17 protein-coding genes are annotated in these 15,590 nt (G+C 36.2%); 5 read left to right on the top strand and 12 right to left on the bottom strand.

Annotated elements, in window-relative coordinates:
* Positions 1-53 precede the first annotated feature (53 nt).
* On the top strand, positions 54-842 hold the full coding sequence (locus HBN50_RS05115; protein WP_273868442.1) for a motility protein A: 789 nt from the start codon (positions 54-56) through the stop codon (positions 840-842).
* Positions 843-1,643 carry an OmpA/MotB family protein gene (locus HBN50_RS05110; RefSeq protein ID WP_273868440.1) on the top strand — a complete coding sequence of 267 codons (801 nt, stop codon included), beginning with the start codon at positions 843-845 and terminating at the stop codon, positions 1,641-1,643.
* Here the strand turns inward: HBN50_RS05110 and HBN50_RS05105 are convergent, their stop codons facing one another.
* The 4 genes from HBN50_RS05105 to HBN50_RS05090 form a co-directional block, all read right to left on the bottom strand.
* Positions 1,644-3,194: a hypothetical protein gene (locus tag HBN50_RS05105; protein WP_273868439.1), complete on the bottom strand. Its 1,551-nt coding sequence runs from the start codon at positions 3,192-3,194 to the stop codon at positions 1,644-1,646.
* Positions 3,195-3,338: 144 nt separating this feature from the next.
* Complete coding sequence (locus HBN50_RS05100) at positions 3,339-4,010, bottom strand: response regulator transcription factor (RefSeq protein WP_273868438.1); 672 nt, start codon at positions 4,008-4,010, stop codon at positions 3,339-3,341.
* A gap of 56 nt (positions 4,011-4,066) precedes the next feature.
* Complete coding sequence (locus tag HBN50_RS05095) at positions 4,067-4,546, bottom strand: hypothetical protein (RefSeq protein ID WP_273868437.1); 480 nt, start codon at positions 4,544-4,546, stop codon at positions 4,067-4,069.
* Between the two features lie 3 nt (positions 4,547-4,549).
* Positions 4,550-4,885, bottom strand: a complete 336-nt coding sequence (locus tag HBN50_RS05090) for a hypothetical protein (RefSeq protein ID WP_273868436.1) — start codon at positions 4,883-4,885, stop codon at positions 4,550-4,552.
* A gap of 141 nt (positions 4,886-5,026) precedes the next feature.
* On the opposite strand from HBN50_RS05090, the gene HBN50_RS05085 reads away from it, so the two are divergent.
* Positions 5,027-5,806 (top strand): endonuclease/exonuclease/phosphatase family protein, encoded by a 780-nt coding sequence (locus HBN50_RS05085; protein ID WP_273868435.1) that lies wholly within the window; start codon positions 5,027-5,029, stop codon positions 5,804-5,806.
* Here HBN50_RS05085 and HBN50_RS05080 read toward each other — a convergent pair.
* Positions 5,793-6,692, bottom strand: coding sequence for a phosphatidylserine decarboxylase (locus tag HBN50_RS05080; protein WP_273868434.1), 900 nt, complete (start codon positions 6,690-6,692; stop codon positions 5,793-5,795). The genes HBN50_RS05085 and HBN50_RS05080 overlap by 14 nt on opposite strands.
* A 111-nt stretch (positions 6,693-6,803) precedes the next feature.
* On the opposite strand from HBN50_RS05080, the gene HBN50_RS05075 reads away from it, so the two are divergent.
* A complete protein-coding gene (locus tag HBN50_RS05075) occupies positions 6,804-7,883 on the top strand; it encodes a S1C family serine protease (protein WP_273868433.1) in 1,080 nt (359 codons plus the stop codon).
* Positions 7,884-7,911: 28 nt separating this feature from the next.
* On the opposite strand, the gene HBN50_RS05070 is transcribed toward HBN50_RS05075, so the two are convergent.
* Positions 7,912-8,244 carry a translation initiation factor gene (locus HBN50_RS05070; RefSeq protein WP_273868432.1) on the bottom strand — a complete coding sequence of 111 codons (333 nt, stop codon included), beginning with the start codon at positions 8,242-8,244 and terminating at the stop codon, positions 7,912-7,914.
* 97 nt (positions 8,245-8,341) lie between these two features.
* On the opposite strand from HBN50_RS05070, the gene HBN50_RS05065 reads away from it, so the two are divergent.
* Entirely contained in the window at positions 8,342-9,001 is a 660-nt protein-coding gene (locus HBN50_RS05065; protein WP_273868431.1) for a thermonuclease family protein, read from the top strand.
* Here the strand turns inward: HBN50_RS05065 and HBN50_RS05060 are convergent, their stop codons facing one another.
* The 6 genes from HBN50_RS05060 to HBN50_RS05035 form a co-directional block, all read right to left on the bottom strand.
* On the bottom strand, positions 9,002-9,943 hold the full coding sequence (locus HBN50_RS05060; protein WP_273868430.1) for a FecCD family ABC transporter permease: 942 nt from the start codon (positions 9,941-9,943) through the stop codon (positions 9,002-9,004).
* On the bottom strand, positions 9,940-10,707 hold the full coding sequence (locus HBN50_RS05055) for an ABC transporter ATP-binding protein (protein WP_273868429.1): 768 nt from the start codon (positions 10,705-10,707) through the stop codon (positions 9,940-9,942). The genes HBN50_RS05060 and HBN50_RS05055 overlap by 4 nt, the downstream gene beginning before the upstream one ends.
* Positions 10,704-11,501, bottom strand: a complete 798-nt coding sequence (locus HBN50_RS05050; protein ID WP_273868428.1) for an ABC transporter substrate-binding protein — start codon at positions 11,499-11,501, stop codon at positions 10,704-10,706. Before HBN50_RS05050 ends, HBN50_RS05055 begins: the two co-directional genes overlap by 4 nt.
* A gap of 76 nt (positions 11,502-11,577) precedes the next feature.
* Positions 11,578-13,368, bottom strand: a complete 1,791-nt coding sequence (locus HBN50_RS05045) for a TonB-dependent receptor domain-containing protein (protein ID WP_273868427.1) — start codon at positions 13,366-13,368, stop codon at positions 11,578-11,580.
* A 150-nt stretch (positions 13,369-13,518) separates the two neighbouring features.
* Positions 13,519-14,541, bottom strand: a complete 1,023-nt coding sequence (locus tag HBN50_RS05040; RefSeq protein WP_273868426.1) for an ABC transporter permease subunit — start codon at positions 14,539-14,541, stop codon at positions 13,519-13,521.
* Positions 14,538-15,578 carry an ABC transporter permease subunit gene (locus tag HBN50_RS05035; protein ID WP_273868425.1) on the bottom strand — a complete coding sequence of 347 codons (1,041 nt, stop codon included), beginning with the start codon at positions 15,576-15,578 and terminating at the stop codon, positions 14,538-14,540. Before HBN50_RS05035 ends, HBN50_RS05040 begins: the two co-directional genes overlap by 4 nt.
* Positions 15,579-15,590 lie beyond the last annotated feature (12 nt).

The raw sequence follows: 15,590 nt of genomic DNA, 5'->3' as shown, positions 1-15,590 counted from the left end.
ACACTTTATCCTAGAATTTAAAGGTAATATTAACATTTTCGTAGAAGGATTCTATGAACTTTTACTCTTTAATTGGATTTGCAGCAGCAACGACTGTCCTTGTTCTAGGACTATTTCTTTCAACTAGTAATGTAATCATCTTCTATGATTCAGTAAGTTTATTTATCGTTATTGGTGGGACAGTTGCGGCGATCTCTATTTCCTTCCCCCTCCCTGTACTCTTTAAACTCTTAAAAGTTTTCTTTACTCGAGTTATTAAAGGTAGTCAGGTTAATTACGCCAAAACAATTGCAACAATTATTCAGACTTCTGAAAAATATCGAACAGGTACTCCAATAGAACAACTCATTGAAGAATGTGATATTCATTTTTTTAAAGAATGTCTAAGTCTTTATGCAGATGGGATTGTCGACGAAAGATCTCTAACAACAATTCTCAATGAGAGAATTGAAAACGTTCACGAGCTCTATATGAGAGACACGGAAAAATTTCAGGCCATGGGTAAATACCCACCTGCAATGGGAATGATGGGAACAACAATTGGTATGGTTGTACTTCTTGCAAACCTTGGTGGAAAAGATGCAATGAAAACAATTGGTCCGGCCATGGGTGTTTGTCTTATTACAACTCTCTATGGGGTTATTATTGCCAACCTTATGATTGTTCCAGTAGGTGAAAACCTAGAGGACTCTGCTAATGAGCGATACCTTCAAAATAAGATTGTACTAGAAGGCTTTAGACTTATGATCAAGAAGACAAGTCCAATTGTGCTAGCAGAGAGACTAAACTCTTTTCTCCTTCCATCTGATCGCCTTGATTGGAAAGAAGTACTGGGTAAATAGATGGTTGATGATAACGAAGAAATCGAAAATACAGACTTTGAGGACGATCTTCCCGTCATAAGATCTGTTCCCAAAAAAAGTGGTGGAGGAGATGATTCAGGATGGCTCATGTCTTATGCCGACCTCATGACTCTACTTGCTTGTTTCTTTATTCTTATGATGGCCTTTGCGAACTATGACCCAGCAACTTTCCAAAGAAAGGCTGAGCTCATGGCAAAATATTTTCATGGAGATAATGATATCTCAGAAGATAAAATGACAAAGCTAGCAGTAGAACTCTCAACGATTAGTAATATGGATAATGTTACAAAGGTCCTTCAGCATGATGAAGGTCTTGATGTCATTATGAATGTTCAAACGTTCTTTGATCTCGGTGAAGCAACTCTAACCTCTGATGCCGATAAGTTTGTCCAAATTATTATTGATAAAATTAAGTCCACACACAAAGATGTTAGAATTCTTGTAGAAGGGCATACAGATGATATCCCAATACACTCAAGAAAATTTCCTTCAAACTGGGAGTTAAGTGCAGCAAGAGCCTCCACAATCGTAAGAAAGTTTGAATCAAATGGTTTTGATAGAAATTATCTCGTTGCAGTTGGTTATGGAGAGACAAAGCCTGCTTATCCAAACGAAGATAAAGATGGAAATCCAATAAAAGAAAATCAAGCAAAGAACAGAAGAATCGTTCTTAGAATCTTACATAAGCCAGAACAAGAAGTTCAGATGGGACTTGGTGTTCTTTTCAAAGCTCAATCAAATGTAGAAGAAATAAAGCCTAAGGCAGCGCCCTCTAAGTAATTAGAGGGAGCTGTTAGCTTGTGATTTTTTCTTTTTAAGAAGTTGAATACTATATTTATACTCATGACCTACTAGCTGTCCGCTAGCATTTTTTAGATCACTGAATGCATCCTTGCTACATTCAAACTTAGTATCTCTCGCTCTAAAGTAGTGAGTTTTACCTGGAGTTTTTCTCGAATGATCGACCGCTTCACTCGTCAATCTATTAACAAGTTTAATCGACAGTGTCTTATCAACCATTTCAGATCGAATAGTTAAAAGCTTCTGCCCCTTAACCATTTTCGATTTTTTCAATGACTCTCTTAGAATATCTTCAAATGTTTCTTTAATTTTCTGCGTCGATTTCCCGAGGTGGATTCCACCCTTAACATCGACGTCACAAGTTACACCTGCGGCAAAAAATAGTGATGAAAGATCATCAACGGCTTCTTCAAGAACAGAACCAAGGTCAGTAGGATTTGAAACAGCTTTCTCAGGATTCTTAGAAACGATCTTCGTGGCCGCCTCTTTCAATTCAGACTTTGTCTCTTCACTCATATCCATTGAATCAATTCTCGTAGAAAGATTCTTCAGTTGATCTGAGATCATATCCATTTTCTTACTAATTGCTTGTTCTGAATTTTTAGTCTCTTGAGAGAAATTACCAAGATATTCAATCCCAGATGAAAGCTCTGAAAGTCTATTAATTACTTTTTGATAGCTATCATCAACTAGGAATGTATCGAGAACTGAGTTTGTCTCTTCCTTAGCTTTAGCAATTGAATCAATTTTATCAAATTTCATTTTCACAGCGTTCATTGTCGCATTTCGATCAAAGTAACTCTCAAATAGCTCTTTTGAACTTGATGCCTTTAATGTGCTCATCATATCGATAAATAGAGCTTTTACCTCTTCTTCATTCAAGTAATCATTTTCAGATTCTGAAGCTTCATTAAGGATGGCCTTCGCTCTCATTTCAATTTCAGAAATTTTCTCTTCTCTTCTTACTGAAAAATTCATTCCAAAGAGGCTTAGGATTGAAAGAACAAAGATTCCAACAGAGATAGCGAGATATTCTGATTTTAAGTATTTTGAAACTCCACTCTCTTTCAAAAATTGATTTGAAATAATTCTATAAGTTCTTTCAAAAGCAAATTCCACTGTTCCAATTTGATTCGTAAAGTGAACTTGATTATTTTTTTCTTTTGAGAAATTTGAGTATTTGATGAGGTCTTTTACTTCAGAGGCATAGTTCTTTAACTCAGAAACAATTCCAGGACTAGCGGCTAGGCCTTTTGAAAGTTCCCCAGTAACCTTTTTTACACAATTAGAATTTGCAGCAAATTGCGTCGGGTTAATTTTAGACTTCAGCTTTGAATCAGCTAAATAAGTCTTTGCATTTTGAACTACCTTCGTATGACAAGGTCTAAACTTTGAATAAGCATTTTTCATTCCGTCAAAATTTGCTTTACCAACAACTAGGTTTCCAACAACGAGACCAGAGAAGAGAAATGAAGTTACGCCTAAAAGGCCAAAAGTTTTGTTAGCGATTATCTTCGCTTTGATGTTCATAAATACCTCTTTAATTTTGCTACTCACCTTTCTAGCAGTAGCCAATTATTTTTTATTTTATAATATTGAGGTACTTAAAATGTATGAGGAAAATTTTGTCATCCCAAGGTAAGATTCATTACTCTTGGGATGCGTAATTCTTGACTAATCTACGAGAATACAGACACCTGCGTCTCTTACGCAGTTTATCTTACCTGAGAAGTTCTTGATCTTTTTTCTCAAGTTTGAAAGATGAGTGTTCAAAGTTCCATCTCCAACCACCTTATCAGGCCAAACTTTCTTAACAACTTCTTCTCGAGGAATAAGAGAACCATTTTCATCTATTAAACAAAGAAGGATCTTCATCTCATTGTGTGTCAATGGTATCTCCTCTCCATCTATAAAGACTTGATAAAGACTTCTATGAATTGTCATATTTCCAATATCGAGAGTACTTCGGGAGTTATTCCCATTGAAGTGCTCTACTTTATTTTTAATTCGAATAATTATTTCTTCAGGGGACATGGCCTTATCAATGATGTCATCAACTTCAATCTCGAGACCTTTGATTTTTTTTGCGACGTTCAAGTCACTACTCATTAGAATAATCGGACAACCATTGTACTTAGGCTGCGACTTGATTCTCTCAATTACAGAGTATCCATCCCAAATAGGCATATGAATGTCGACAACGATAGCATTGAACTTATCTGCACCAACATAATCAAGACAACTCGTTGAGTTTGAGCATGATGTTATCTTGTAATAATCATCAAGAATATCTGCAAAGCCTTCTAGAAAATACTCATTATCATCAATAACTAAAATTTTATCCATTTTATTCCTTTGGTCATAATAAAATTGTATTTCTAGCCTTTTTAGATGTCAAAAAATCAATAATTATTTCGCAAATAATCTTCCATTAAATTTCCATAGGTGGAGTTTGCCCAAAAAACCACTTGGTAATCTGATGTTTTGCTCGTTACCGCTGGCTTTAGTCCCTCAATGAATTGCTCTAGGTTTGCTAGTAAAGTTGAGTAGATTGCCTGCTCATGATTATTCATATGTACTTTTCTTAATTTTATTCCAGTTTTTGACTCAGAGCTAAAATGACCATCAACGAGGGAGTTAATTAGTTCTTTTATCTCTGATTTCAAAGACTTTTCCTGATTAACGATGGAAAACTTTTCTTTTCTCGCTAGACAATAATTGTTGCCATTAAATTCAAGTAGTCCTTTCTGACAAAGGCCATGCAAAAGAGAGGAAACCCAGGAACTAGACAGGTCGAGGTCCTTAGAAATTTTTTGAGCTGTTTTGTTTCCTTTTGCAATTGATTCAACAACTGCTCTTTCTAAAAGTAGTAGTGTGTTCATTTTTTAGGCCTCTCTCTTTATAAGGTGATCTTCATGCTTTTTTGCTTGAAGCTCTTTGAAGAAAAGTTTTCTCTCACACAACTCTCCAATCTCTTTTAAAGCTTGTTCACTCAATTCCATAAGACAACGTTCAGTTAAATCAGATAGCCCACCATTTAACTCTGTCGACTTCTTTCCAATGAGCTCTTTGAGTTTTAAATATTCACTATATTTAAGTTCAGCGCCATTAAGAATACGAAAACACCTCGTTTGCTGAATGCCAGTCATTTGACTCATGAGAGCAAGTGTCGGTTTCTCATAGAGAGACATAAACTGATCAAGTACTTTCTTTTGTTCCATTATTTCCTCCTTTTCCTCGTCTTTAGAGCAAAGAAGATGCCAACACTGGCTTATCGTTAACTATCTGTTATCATATTTATCTAATAGTTTAGATGTTCTCGTTTGAGAACAAAGTGTTCTCAATTTAAAACAGAGGCAAAAATGAATTTTAAGATCGCAAGTTCAAATATTCGCTTTGATAATCCACAAGATGGTTCCCATGATTGGAATGGAAGAAGAGGTATTCTGGCTCAATGCTTAAATGAATTTGCACCTGACCTTCTTGGGACGCAAGAAGGAAGAGAACCACAACTAAAAGATCTTGAAAATAATCTCATAAAACTAGAACTCGTCGATTCTCACAGAGAGTGGATCGATGAAAGAATGTACCCTTGTATTTTTGTAAACCCAGAGACTATTGAAGTTCACAATAGCGGAGACATCTGGTTAAGTGAAACTCCTTACGAAGCAGGCTCAAAGTCATTTGAAAGTGCCTTTCCTAGACTTTGTACTTGGATTATTGCAACTCACAAAGAAAGCCAAGAAAAGTTTTTCTATGTAAATACACACCTAGATCACGTTCTATCGCAGACGCGAAAAGAGCAAATAAGAGTTTTAATTCAAGAATGTGACAAAGTTAATAAAGAAAATCTTCCCGTTGTTTTAACTGGAGATTTTAATGAGTCTCCTTTTGAAGATGTACGAAAAGTGATTCACGACCAATGGTCTGATCTTCGAGACTGTTGGTTTACATTGAAAAAAGAAGAAGAAACTTCACATCACAATTTTAATGGAACAAGAGAAGATGGAACGAGAATTGATTGGATTCTAACCTCATCTAATTTTCGTGTTTATGATCTTGAATTATACAAAGAAAATGTTGATGGGATTTACCCATCAGACCATTTTCCTGTTTTTGGTATTTATTCTATAGGGCATTAGCCACTGGAGATCCAAGCTTGATATAGGTTTCAATTCCTTTACCAGTTAGATCCATAATGTCTTCGCTTGGCCTCCACTTTCCTTTCTCACCAATAACGATGACCGTTGAGCCTCCAAAGAGAAAAAATCCTTTTTCATCCCCACGATTAAAATCTTTTAAATCTGTTGATTGAATGATTTTTCCAACCATAATCGCGCCGACTTCAACATAGGCGAGCTTGCCAAAGTTTTCTGTTTCTAGAATTGTCACTTCTCTAATATTTGTAGAAAAGATATCCGCTTTTTCTTTAAGAGCGACAGGGTTTACCGAGTGATACTCTCCCCCAACTTTATAATAGTCGATAACTTTTCCATTATCTGGATAGTGATAGCGGTGATAGTCGACTGGACATAGACGCGCTAAAAGAAGTGGTCCATCTTGGAAAGTAGAAGTCCACTTTTCATTGGCCAGAAGTTCTTTTGAATTTAGATACTTTCCTTTAACAGGAATAACTTCTTCGTCTTTAATTGATTCATATCCAAAGTATCTTGCTTCACTAAAGGCCGGCATTATATTTGGAGTTTCAACAAATGGTCTTGATCCATCTTTAAAACGACGAATAAAGAATGCATTGAAACTTGAGTAAGGATCTCTAGAATCACGTCCTTCTTCAGGAAGATATTCGCTCATATTGATATTAAAATCTTTGATAAAAGAATCTACTTTAGATTTCGACCATGCAGTACTTTGAAGTGCACCATAAGCGACACTCACAGGTGCTTTTACCAATAAATTGGCCAGAACATTACCAGAAGAAGTGGCGTACATCCATTTTACCGCTTTATCACCATAGACTTTTTCTATCTCAAAATCTTGTTTTTCTCTATTAAAGTACTTTATTTCCAAGGACTTAACTCCATTTTTACAAAAAATTTACCGACCCTTTTCTTGAATAAAAGATCAAGCGATTATATCTATATAATAACAGTGGAGCAAATTTCAGGAGGATTTTAGGTCATGAAGAAGCTCGTAGCATTGGTAGCGATCACTCTACTTCCCTACTCATCTCTTGCCCTCTTTGGAGGATCAAGTGAACAGGTCAATAACTTACTCGAATATGAGAAAAATACCGTCGATGTTTATAAAAATAATGTCGCCTCTGTTGTTAACGTAACGAATATTAAAAAAGTAAGAAGAGGCTTTCTCTTTGACTCCTATGCTCACGAAGTACCTGCAGGATCTGGAAGTGGGTTTCTTTGGGATGAAGAAGGTCACATTGTTACAAACTTTCATGTTATTGAAGGTGGAGATAAGTTCACGATTAGTTTTCACAAAGATAAAAAACAATACAAAGCAGAACTTGTTGGTAGCGAGCCACTTAAGGATATCGCTGTTTTAAAACTCATTGAAAAGCCTAAAAACTTAAAGCCAATCATCTCAGGAGACAGTGCAAAATTACTTGTTGGCCAAAAGGCCATGGCGCTTGGTAACCCTTTTGGACTAGATCACACGATTACAGCAGGAATTGTCTCGGCCATAGGAAGAAAGATTAAAGGAATTGGAGGAGTCACAATTACCAATATGATTCAAACTGATTCATCAATTAATCCCGGTAACTCGGGAGGTCCGCTTCTTAATAGTCAAGGACAAGTGATCGGAATGAACACAATGATCTACAGCCAATCAGGATCTAGTGCAGGAATTGGGTTTGCTGTTCCCGTTAATACAATTAAGAGAATTGTTCCTGAGCTAATAAAATTTGGAAAAGTAAAAAGACCTGGCTTTAGAATTGGAATTGCTCCAGAGTATTGGAGAGAGCGCTATGGAATGAGAAAAGGTGTTGTTATTAGCTATGTCGATGAAAATGGTCCCGCAGCAAAAGCTGGCCTTCGTGGAATGAGTAAAGATGATTATGGAAGAGTTTACATTGGCGATATCATCACTAAAGTTGATGGCAAGGAAGTAAATAACTTTGATGAAATTTATAATGTCTTAGAGAATTATAAAATTGGAGACGAAGTTCAAGTTGAGTATCTTCGAAATAAGAAAACGAAGAAAGTTAAAATGAAATTAGCTCCAACGGGTGAAATTGAATGAGACTAGGCCACTTTAAAGTGGCCTTTTTTTAACCTTTAACAGTAAAGCCTTTCTTCTCTAAGAAGGCCCTGATCTTTTCGCGCTGATCACCTTGAATTTCTATTGTATCATTTTTAAAACTTCCACCGACTCCACATGCGGCCTTTAATTCTTTTGAAAGTTTCTTAAAATATGTCGGGTTTTCAGGAATTTCATAGACGACACTTACAGACTTACCTCCACGCCCCTTTTTCTCAATTCGAAGCTTTAATATCGTCTCTTTCGGATTGATGTCGGCATACGTTTTCTTCTTATCTTTTTTGGCAATATTCTTGCCTGATCCATCACTTGAATAAACAATGACATAGTCGTCTTTATTCATAAAATCACCCTCGTTTTCCTGTAATAAACACCTATTGGCGAGAAAGTTAATTTACCACAATTTATCAAGCTGATAAGAAGTGGTAAAGGGAGTTTAAATGACTAAAAACACATTGATTTTATTGACGTTTTTCCTATCTTTACAATCTTTTGCAGCAACAGTTGTAGGGATCGTTCGCTCTGTCCATGATGGAGACACTATTCGTATTATTGAGCCAGGAAAAGTGAAAGAAACACGAATTCGTTTTCTTGGTGTTGATACACCAGAGATTGATTTTCAAGGTCACGGACAAGGACAAATTGCCTATGATGCTCGCGACTTTCTAAAACAACTAACACCAATTGGATCTGAAGTTAAAATCGTTACCGGGCCAGAAACGCACGATAAGAATAATAGAGTTCTAGGTAGAGTGATGTCTAATGGAGTCGATGTAAACGGAGAACTTCTAAGACAAGGTATGGGTGCGATGTACTTCATTGCTCCTTACGATGATGAAGTTGTAAAAAAGTATGTTCAATATGCTAAGGAAGCCTACTTTAATAAAAGAGGTCTCTTTTCATACGATAAAGTTGAAGCTCAACTTCCATATAATTTTAGAATGAGTGTTCGTGGATATGTTGGAAATAATTTTGTAGCCAATTACGAAACGAAGAAACTCTATCATCCAGAAGAAGTTGAACAAGTTCCTCCATACGCACGTGTCTTCTTTAAGTATGAAGATATGGCCCTTAAAAAGGGCTTTACTTGGAGAGAGTAATTACTTCTTTTTTAAAATAAGATATAAAAAGAATGGTCCTCCTAGGAGGGCCGTGATTACCCCAACAGGTAATACTAAAGAATCAAAAAAGACCCTTCCAATTAAATCACAAAGAATTAAAAAGCTTCCACCAGCGAGTAATGAAAACCAAAAAAGTTTTCTATGATCTGCTCCAACGACTTCTCGACCGATATGGGGAATCATCATCCCAACAAAACCAATCGGGCCACATTCACTGACGATTCCAGCAACAAGAAGTGATGTCATTAAAAAGAGATGCTTTCTTAATCTCTCAGTATCGACACCTCGACTATAGGCGACACTCTCACCCATTGTAATAAGATTGAGCTCAACACGCTTTTTATAAATAAAGAAGATACCCACAAAAAAGAAAGGTGCTACCGCATAAACACTTTCCATACCAACAACATCAATAGATCCCATTAGCCATCTAATAATACGAACTGCATCCATTTCTTTTACAAGAACCTGAATGAGCATAATGAAAGATGAAAAAGTCATGGCCATGGCCACACCTGCAAGTAAAACGACATTCATGTGCATTTTTGCTTTCGTTTGGCCGATACCATAAACAATCATCACAGAAAGAAGTGCCCCTAAAAAAGCGAAGAGGCTTGTCCCACCAGAGAGATAAATACCCGATGCAATAAATAGAGAGACTCCAAGAGAAGCTCCCGTAGAAACACCTAAGGTATAAGGTGTTGCAAGATCATTTCTAAAAAGAGACTGAAAGGTCATACCACTGAGAGCTAGTCCAGCTCCCGCCATGAAAGTGATAAGAGACCTTGGAATTCGAAGTTCATAGAATAAAAAGGCTGCATCTCCATTTAAGATTCTTTCAAGAGAAATAAACTCCGGCCCAAAAAAAGGAGATACAATTAGAACGAAAAAAGCAACAAAGGCCAACACCCAAAGTTTCATTTCGCCCTACCTTTAATAACATAGACCTCATTTTCATGATTGAGTTTCGTAAATTTAAAATCAAATAGGTCATCGACAAGTTCAGTTTTTAAAAGACCTTTTCCTTCTTTTAAAAATTGGACCTCACCATTTTTAAGTCCAAGAACTTTGTCACTCAAATGACAAGAAGAATTAATATCATGAGAAACCATGATTATAGTCTTTCCTTCTTTTTTTTCTTCTAAAATTACATCGAGAATTTCTTGATGATGTTTAGGATCAAGTGAACTCGTAGGTTCATCGAGAAGAATAACTTCGCTGCCTTGAAAAAGAGAACTTGAAACGAAAACTCTTTGTCTTTCACCGCCACTTAGTTCATTAATTGAGCGATCAATTAAATGTGCGACATCTAGTTTCTCTAAGTAGTGATTCATCAAACGAATTTCTTCAATTTCTAAGCTTCGATATTTATTCATGAAAGGATAGCGAGAGAGGTGCATAAGCTCTTTCACACTAAAAGGATTGTTAGAATCCATATCTTGAGAGACATAAGAAAAGATTTTAGCAATTTCTTTGGTCTCATAACCCTTAATATCTTCATTATTATAGAGAACTTCTCCAAAGAAATCGTCATTGATTAAATTAAGACATTTAATCATGGTCGATTTACCTGCCCCATTAGGGCCAATAATAGAAAGAACTTCACCCTTATTAACATCAAAACTGATTTCTTTTAAGATTTGATTCTTTCCAATTTTTAAAGAGAGATTATGAACGGAAATCATAGGACCTTCTCCCTTAAAACAGTTACTAAATCTACAATATGATGGTCAGGAATATTAAGTTTATTATCCAAAAGAGCATGAACTTGCTTATTTTTAACTGCAGATAAGAAAGAGAGCTTCTGCCAAGCTTTAACATAACTATCTAAATTTTCTTTCTTAGCAAAGTAGAAGATCACATCAGGATTTAACGCCATTAGCTTCTCAGTATTAATCGCTGGATATCCACCCTTTAATCCCTTTGTCGCAATCTTAAATCCTGCTTTGCGAATAAGGTCACCGTAAAGGCTTTCTTCTCCAGCACTATAAAGGTCACGAATCTTCCCGTGAGAGAGACTACTACTCACGACAATAAGAACTGACTTATTTGACTCTCTATAATTGGCCATAAGCTTTTTATCAAACGTCTTAAGCATGAGCTTTGCTTTTGATTCATAACCGAGTTCTTTACCTAGGATAGAAATGCTAGTACGTATTCCATCAACACTATCATGATCAAGTTCTAGATAGTGAAAATTTAATTTTTTAAAATTTGAAATTAATTTTGAAGAGTTTGTCTTTGGAAGAATAATTAAATCTGGCCTTAAAGAAAGCGCCTTTTCAAATTTAAATCCAAAATTAGTTCCCGTTATAGGTAATGATTTTTCATTCTCACAATAAGGAGAGACTGCAACGAGTTTATCACCTGCACCGAGTTCCCTAATAATGTTAGTAACACTTGGAGACGTTGAAATAACCCTCTTTGAGAAGGCCATTGTTTGAAAAGAAAATAAAAGAAAAAAAAGTACTAATTTCATTCTATCCATTTGTTCGAGATTCCTCTTATTTTACGATTGCTCAATATCTCTGTCCCCGAGAAGAAATAATTGCTGATTAAAATTTGAAATCCGCCGAAAGAAAGTAATTTCGTCCAGCTTTTCCATAAGTACGAACTTCTTGATAACTCTTATCGAAAACATTTAATACTTTAGCACTTAAAGAAAGCCTCTTAGAAAGATCATAGCGAGTCGAGAAATCGGTAATGAAGTAAGATGGCATCACCTGCCCAGTGCTTTCATTTCTCTTACCTACATTTTTAAAACTTAAATTGATTAGAGTTTTACCAAATCCAAAATACTCAAGAGATAATGATTCATGATGTCTCGCTCTTCTTGCCAAATAGCTCCCATCCTCTAAACTATAGGCCCTAAGCACTGTTGCACTCCCTATAAGACGAAGAGAATCAAAGATGTAAGATTCAAAAGTTAACTCTAATCCCTTTGTTTTTGTTTTCTTTAAATTTTCGTAGCTACTTGTTGATGAATTATAAGTTATCTGATCTCTATACTCTGTATCGAAATAGGTTAGCTTGAAATCAAGTTTTTCAAAATCGGCCTCAAGCGATAAATCAAAGGATTCAGATTTAGTAGGATCTAAGTTCGGATTGCCACCATAATTTGTATAGAGTTCATCGGTTGTAGCTTCTTTAATCGAAGTTCCATAACTCCCTTTTACAATGACGTTGCTTGATAAGTAATAACCTAAGCCCAATTTATACGTTGCCTTTGAATCATAGGCCTTATGATAAGCTAGTCGTACTCCTTGATCAGAAAATAGTTTTCCATATTTGCTTTGATTTAATAGATAGAATGATTTTTTATTATTCGTTCTTCCCTTGAATTCAGATTTCGACGAGATCTTATCTCTTTCAAACTCTCCGCCAAAAATGAGGGCCTGCTCTAAAGAATAACGATAGATATTTTCTAACTCGACTTGCTGCTTTTTCGCTCTCCACTCAAGAGAGTATTGGTCATTTGTTCTAAAAATCTTGTTTTCACTCAGAACTATTTTTGAAGAAAAATGATCAGACCAATTATATCCAAAATTCAAACTACTTAAAAATTGATCATATTGATCATTGTCATCATCAACACGGTCTTTCGAACTTCCGCTGCTATAAGCATCAGTCTCTCCTGTTGATTTAATCGTAAAAAGACTGAGTCCCAGATCATAATTATTTACTGAATATGAAAGACTTCCGTTGAATGAATTTCTCATGAACCCATCCGCTTCTCGTGCATCCCCTTCATTTTGATCAGCAGCAGAGATCCCTTTCGTTCGGTAAGCAGATCCAGAAAAACGGTAGCGAAGCTTCCCTTCAACTCCACTAGTAGAAGCACTAACATCTTTTGTTTCAAAAGATCCAACTCCAAAAGATAGATTTGACTCTTTTCTCTTTGATTTTCTTGTCGTGATTTTAATAACACCAGCAACTGCATCAACTCCATAGAGAACAGTTTGTGGACCTTTTAATATTTCAACTGTTTCAATAGAGCCAAGAGGAATTTGTCTAAGATCAAATTGTGCTCCAATAGCAGAGGGATCATTTACCTTGACCCCATCAATAATAACGAGAGTGTACTCCGTTTTAGCTCCACGAATATAAAGAGATGACGTTTGTCCTGGACCACCACTTGTTGCAGCTTGAATTCCCGCCTTCGTATTTAATAGCTCTGGGAGATACATCTCGGTTGAATTTTCTATATCTTCTTTGGATAAATATATTGTGGAACTTGTGACCTCAGAAAGTGGCTTACTTAACCTCTCTGCCGTTACATTAACAGTCAGATCATTTGTGGCGTAAATAGAAAACGGAATAGCAGATAAGAGAATTATTTTTTTCAAATTTCCTCCTCGGGAATGTCAAAAACCTATTCAAGATCGGACTTACCTAAAAGGATTACCGTTGCGGGACAGTGCTGGAATTTCACCTAGCTTCATCAAATAAGTTTGTAAGTATAAATTAAAAAAGGGCCCCGAGAGGCCCTCTTAATATTAAGCTTGTGCTTTTGGATCCATTGCGTTTCGAACCCCTTCTCCCACTAAGACAAACATGAAGAGTGTCGAGAAAAGTGCAATTGATGGATAAACGGCAAGCCACCATGCAATTGTATAGTTCTTTTGAGCTTGAGCAAGTAACTCTCCCCATGAAGGCGTTGGAACAGGTAGACCAAAACCAAGGTAATCGAGAGATGCTAAACTCGAAATTGCTCCAGCAATAACAAATGGAGCAAACGTAATAATTGGTGTAAGCGAGTTTGGTAGAATGTGCTTAAAAAGAATTGTCGGAACAGACGCTCCCATACTTCTTGCAGCTTCTACATACTCTTGCTTTCTATTTTTTAAAAACTCAGCTCTTGCGTAGTAACTAATTCCAACCCAGCTAAACAGTGATGTAATAATAATCAGTAGAGTCAGCGATGGTTGAAAAATCGATACAAGAATAAGCAACAGAAAGAAATATGGTATTGTAGAGAAGATCTCAACAAGTCTTTGACCTAATATATCAAAGAGACCTCCTTTAAATCCCATGATCCCACCAATGATGATTCCAATGATGGCCGAAAAAAGCCATACGAGAACAGCATAAGTGATCGAGTATTTAAACCCATAGAGAAGTCTTGTTAATACATCACGACCTCTATCATCAGTACCTAAAACGTTTTCTTCCGAAGGAGGTGCTGGATAGTAATCGAGAGAATCATTTGACTCATACGGGTCCCACTTAATCAAAGGCCAAATAACAAGTTCATTTGAGTTCTCAGTAATCTTTCTATAATCAACAGTTAAAGAAGTCGTAATCCCAAATTCTTTTGGATGGTAATCATTAAAGATTGGAAAGAACATATTTCCTTTATATTGCATAACTAATGGTTTTGAGTTTGCAATCAAAGGAGCTGAAAAAGTTAAAACAGTACAAAAGATCAAAGCGACTGAAGCAATCACAGCTGACTTTCTGGCCTTAAACCTTCTCCATCTTTTTACAGTAAGTTCGTTTTTAAAATATTTTTCTATCATGAGAAATCAATCCTTGGATCAACTAGCGTGTACAAGATGTCACTAAACAGGTTACCTAACAACATGAGCACGGATTGAATGAAAATAAGGCCCATAATAACGTTGTAATCCCTTTCAAGAATAGACTGGAAACTGAGTAGACCCATACCATCTAAACTGAAAATCTTTTCAAGAAGAATCGACCCAGCAAAGAAAATTGTAAGGAAACCACTAAGCCCAGTAACGATTGGGATTAGAGCATTTCTAAGAGCGTGCTTTAAATATACTTTCTTATCTGAAAGTCCTTTAGCTCTTGCTGTTCTAATATAGTCATTAGAAATAACATCAAGCATAGAGTTCTTCATAAGAAGTGTTAAAACAGTAAATGAACCTAACATGTAACAGATACCTGGAAGGATAAAATGGTGAACTCTGTTCACAATTTTTTCCCAAGTTGTCATATCAAAGTACATATCAGAATAAAGCTCCCCAACAGGGAACCAATCAAAATAAAGTCCACCGGCAAAGTAAACAATTAAAAGAATACCAAACATGAACGGTGGAATCGCGTAGAGCGCTGAGAGAATAAAGCTGGTTGCAAGATCAAACTTTGACCCATTCTTCACTGCTTTTAAAACACCCAACGGAATACAAATGATGTAAGAGAGAAGCAATGATATTGCCCCAAACTGTAGAGAGACAGGCAACTTTGACAGAATAACGTCAATGGCCGGTTCTTCATAAGTAAAGCTCTCTCCAAAATCAAGACGAGAAAGGTTTTTAAGCCAAATCCAGTAACGGACGTGAACGGGCTTATCGAATCCATATTGTTTCTTCAAAGCTTCGATAACTTCTTCAGAAACCCCAGAACTATCAGCACCAGCTCCACTCATTCCTCCGCTACCAGCACCTGCGCCAGCACCAGCGAACTTCATCTGTTGAATCTTTTGTTCAACAGGTGAACCTGGAGCGAGATTGATAATCCCAAAAACAATAACTGTGACCCCGAACAATGTCGGGATCATCAGTAATAATCTTCTAATAATATAATTAAACAATTTAGCCTCCTA

Origin of the sequence: Halobacteriovorax sp. GB3, from assembly GCF_028649655.1 — a bacterium.
In the GTDB taxonomy this organism is placed as follows: Bacteria; Bdellovibrionota; Bacteriovoracia; order Bacteriovoracales; family Bacteriovoracaceae; genus BSW11-IV.
The sequence above is the reverse complement of the archived record's forward strand: the minus strand, read 5'-3'. Positions and strand labels throughout refer to the sequence as shown.

Excerpts from the sequence above, each read along its gene's own strand:
- HBN50_RS05075 (WP_273868433.1), top strand. The coding sequence starts at position 6,804 with ATGAAGAAGCTCGTAGCATTGGTAGCGATCACTCTACTTCCCTACTCA.
- HBN50_RS05070 (WP_273868432.1), bottom strand. The coding sequence starts at position 8,244 with ATGAATAAAGACGACTATGTCATTGTTTATTCAAGTGATGGATCAGGC.
- HBN50_RS05040 (WP_273868426.1), bottom strand. The coding sequence starts at position 14,541 with ATGATAGAAAAATATTTTAAAAACGAACTTACTGTAAAAAGATGGAGA.
- HBN50_RS05050 (WP_273868428.1), bottom strand. The coding sequence starts at position 11,501 with ATGAAATTAGTACTTTTTTTTCTTTTATTTTCTTTTCAAACAATGGCC.
- HBN50_RS05115 (WP_273868442.1), top strand. The coding sequence starts at position 54 with ATGAACTTTTACTCTTTAATTGGATTTGCAGCAGCAACGACTGTCCTT.
- HBN50_RS05110 (WP_273868440.1), top strand. The coding sequence starts at position 843 with ATGGTTGATGATAACGAAGAAATCGAAAATACAGACTTTGAGGACGAT.
- HBN50_RS05095 (WP_273868437.1), bottom strand. The coding sequence starts at position 4,546 with ATGAACACACTACTACTTTTAGAAAGAGCAGTTGTTGAATCAATTGCA.
- HBN50_RS05065 (WP_273868431.1), top strand. The coding sequence starts at position 8,342 with ATGACTAAAAACACATTGATTTTATTGACGTTTTTCCTATCTTTACAA.
- HBN50_RS05100 (WP_273868438.1), bottom strand. The coding sequence starts at position 4,010 with ATGGATAAAATTTTAGTTATTGATGATAATGAGTATTTTCTAGAAGGC.
- HBN50_RS05085 (WP_273868435.1), top strand. The coding sequence starts at position 5,027 with ATGAATTTTAAGATCGCAAGTTCAAATATTCGCTTTGATAATCCACAA.
- HBN50_RS05060 (WP_273868430.1), bottom strand. The coding sequence starts at position 9,943 with ATGAAACTTTGGGTGTTGGCCTTTGTTGCTTTTTTCGTTCTAATTGTA.
- HBN50_RS05105 (WP_273868439.1), bottom strand. The coding sequence starts at position 3,194 with ATGAACATCAAAGCGAAGATAATCGCTAACAAAACTTTTGGCCTTTTA.
- HBN50_RS05055 (WP_273868429.1), bottom strand. The coding sequence starts at position 10,707 with ATGATTTCCGTTCATAATCTCTCTTTAAAAATTGGAAAGAATCAAATC.
- HBN50_RS05090 (WP_273868436.1), bottom strand. The coding sequence starts at position 4,885 with ATGGAACAAAAGAAAGTACTTGATCAGTTTATGTCTCTCTATGAGAAA.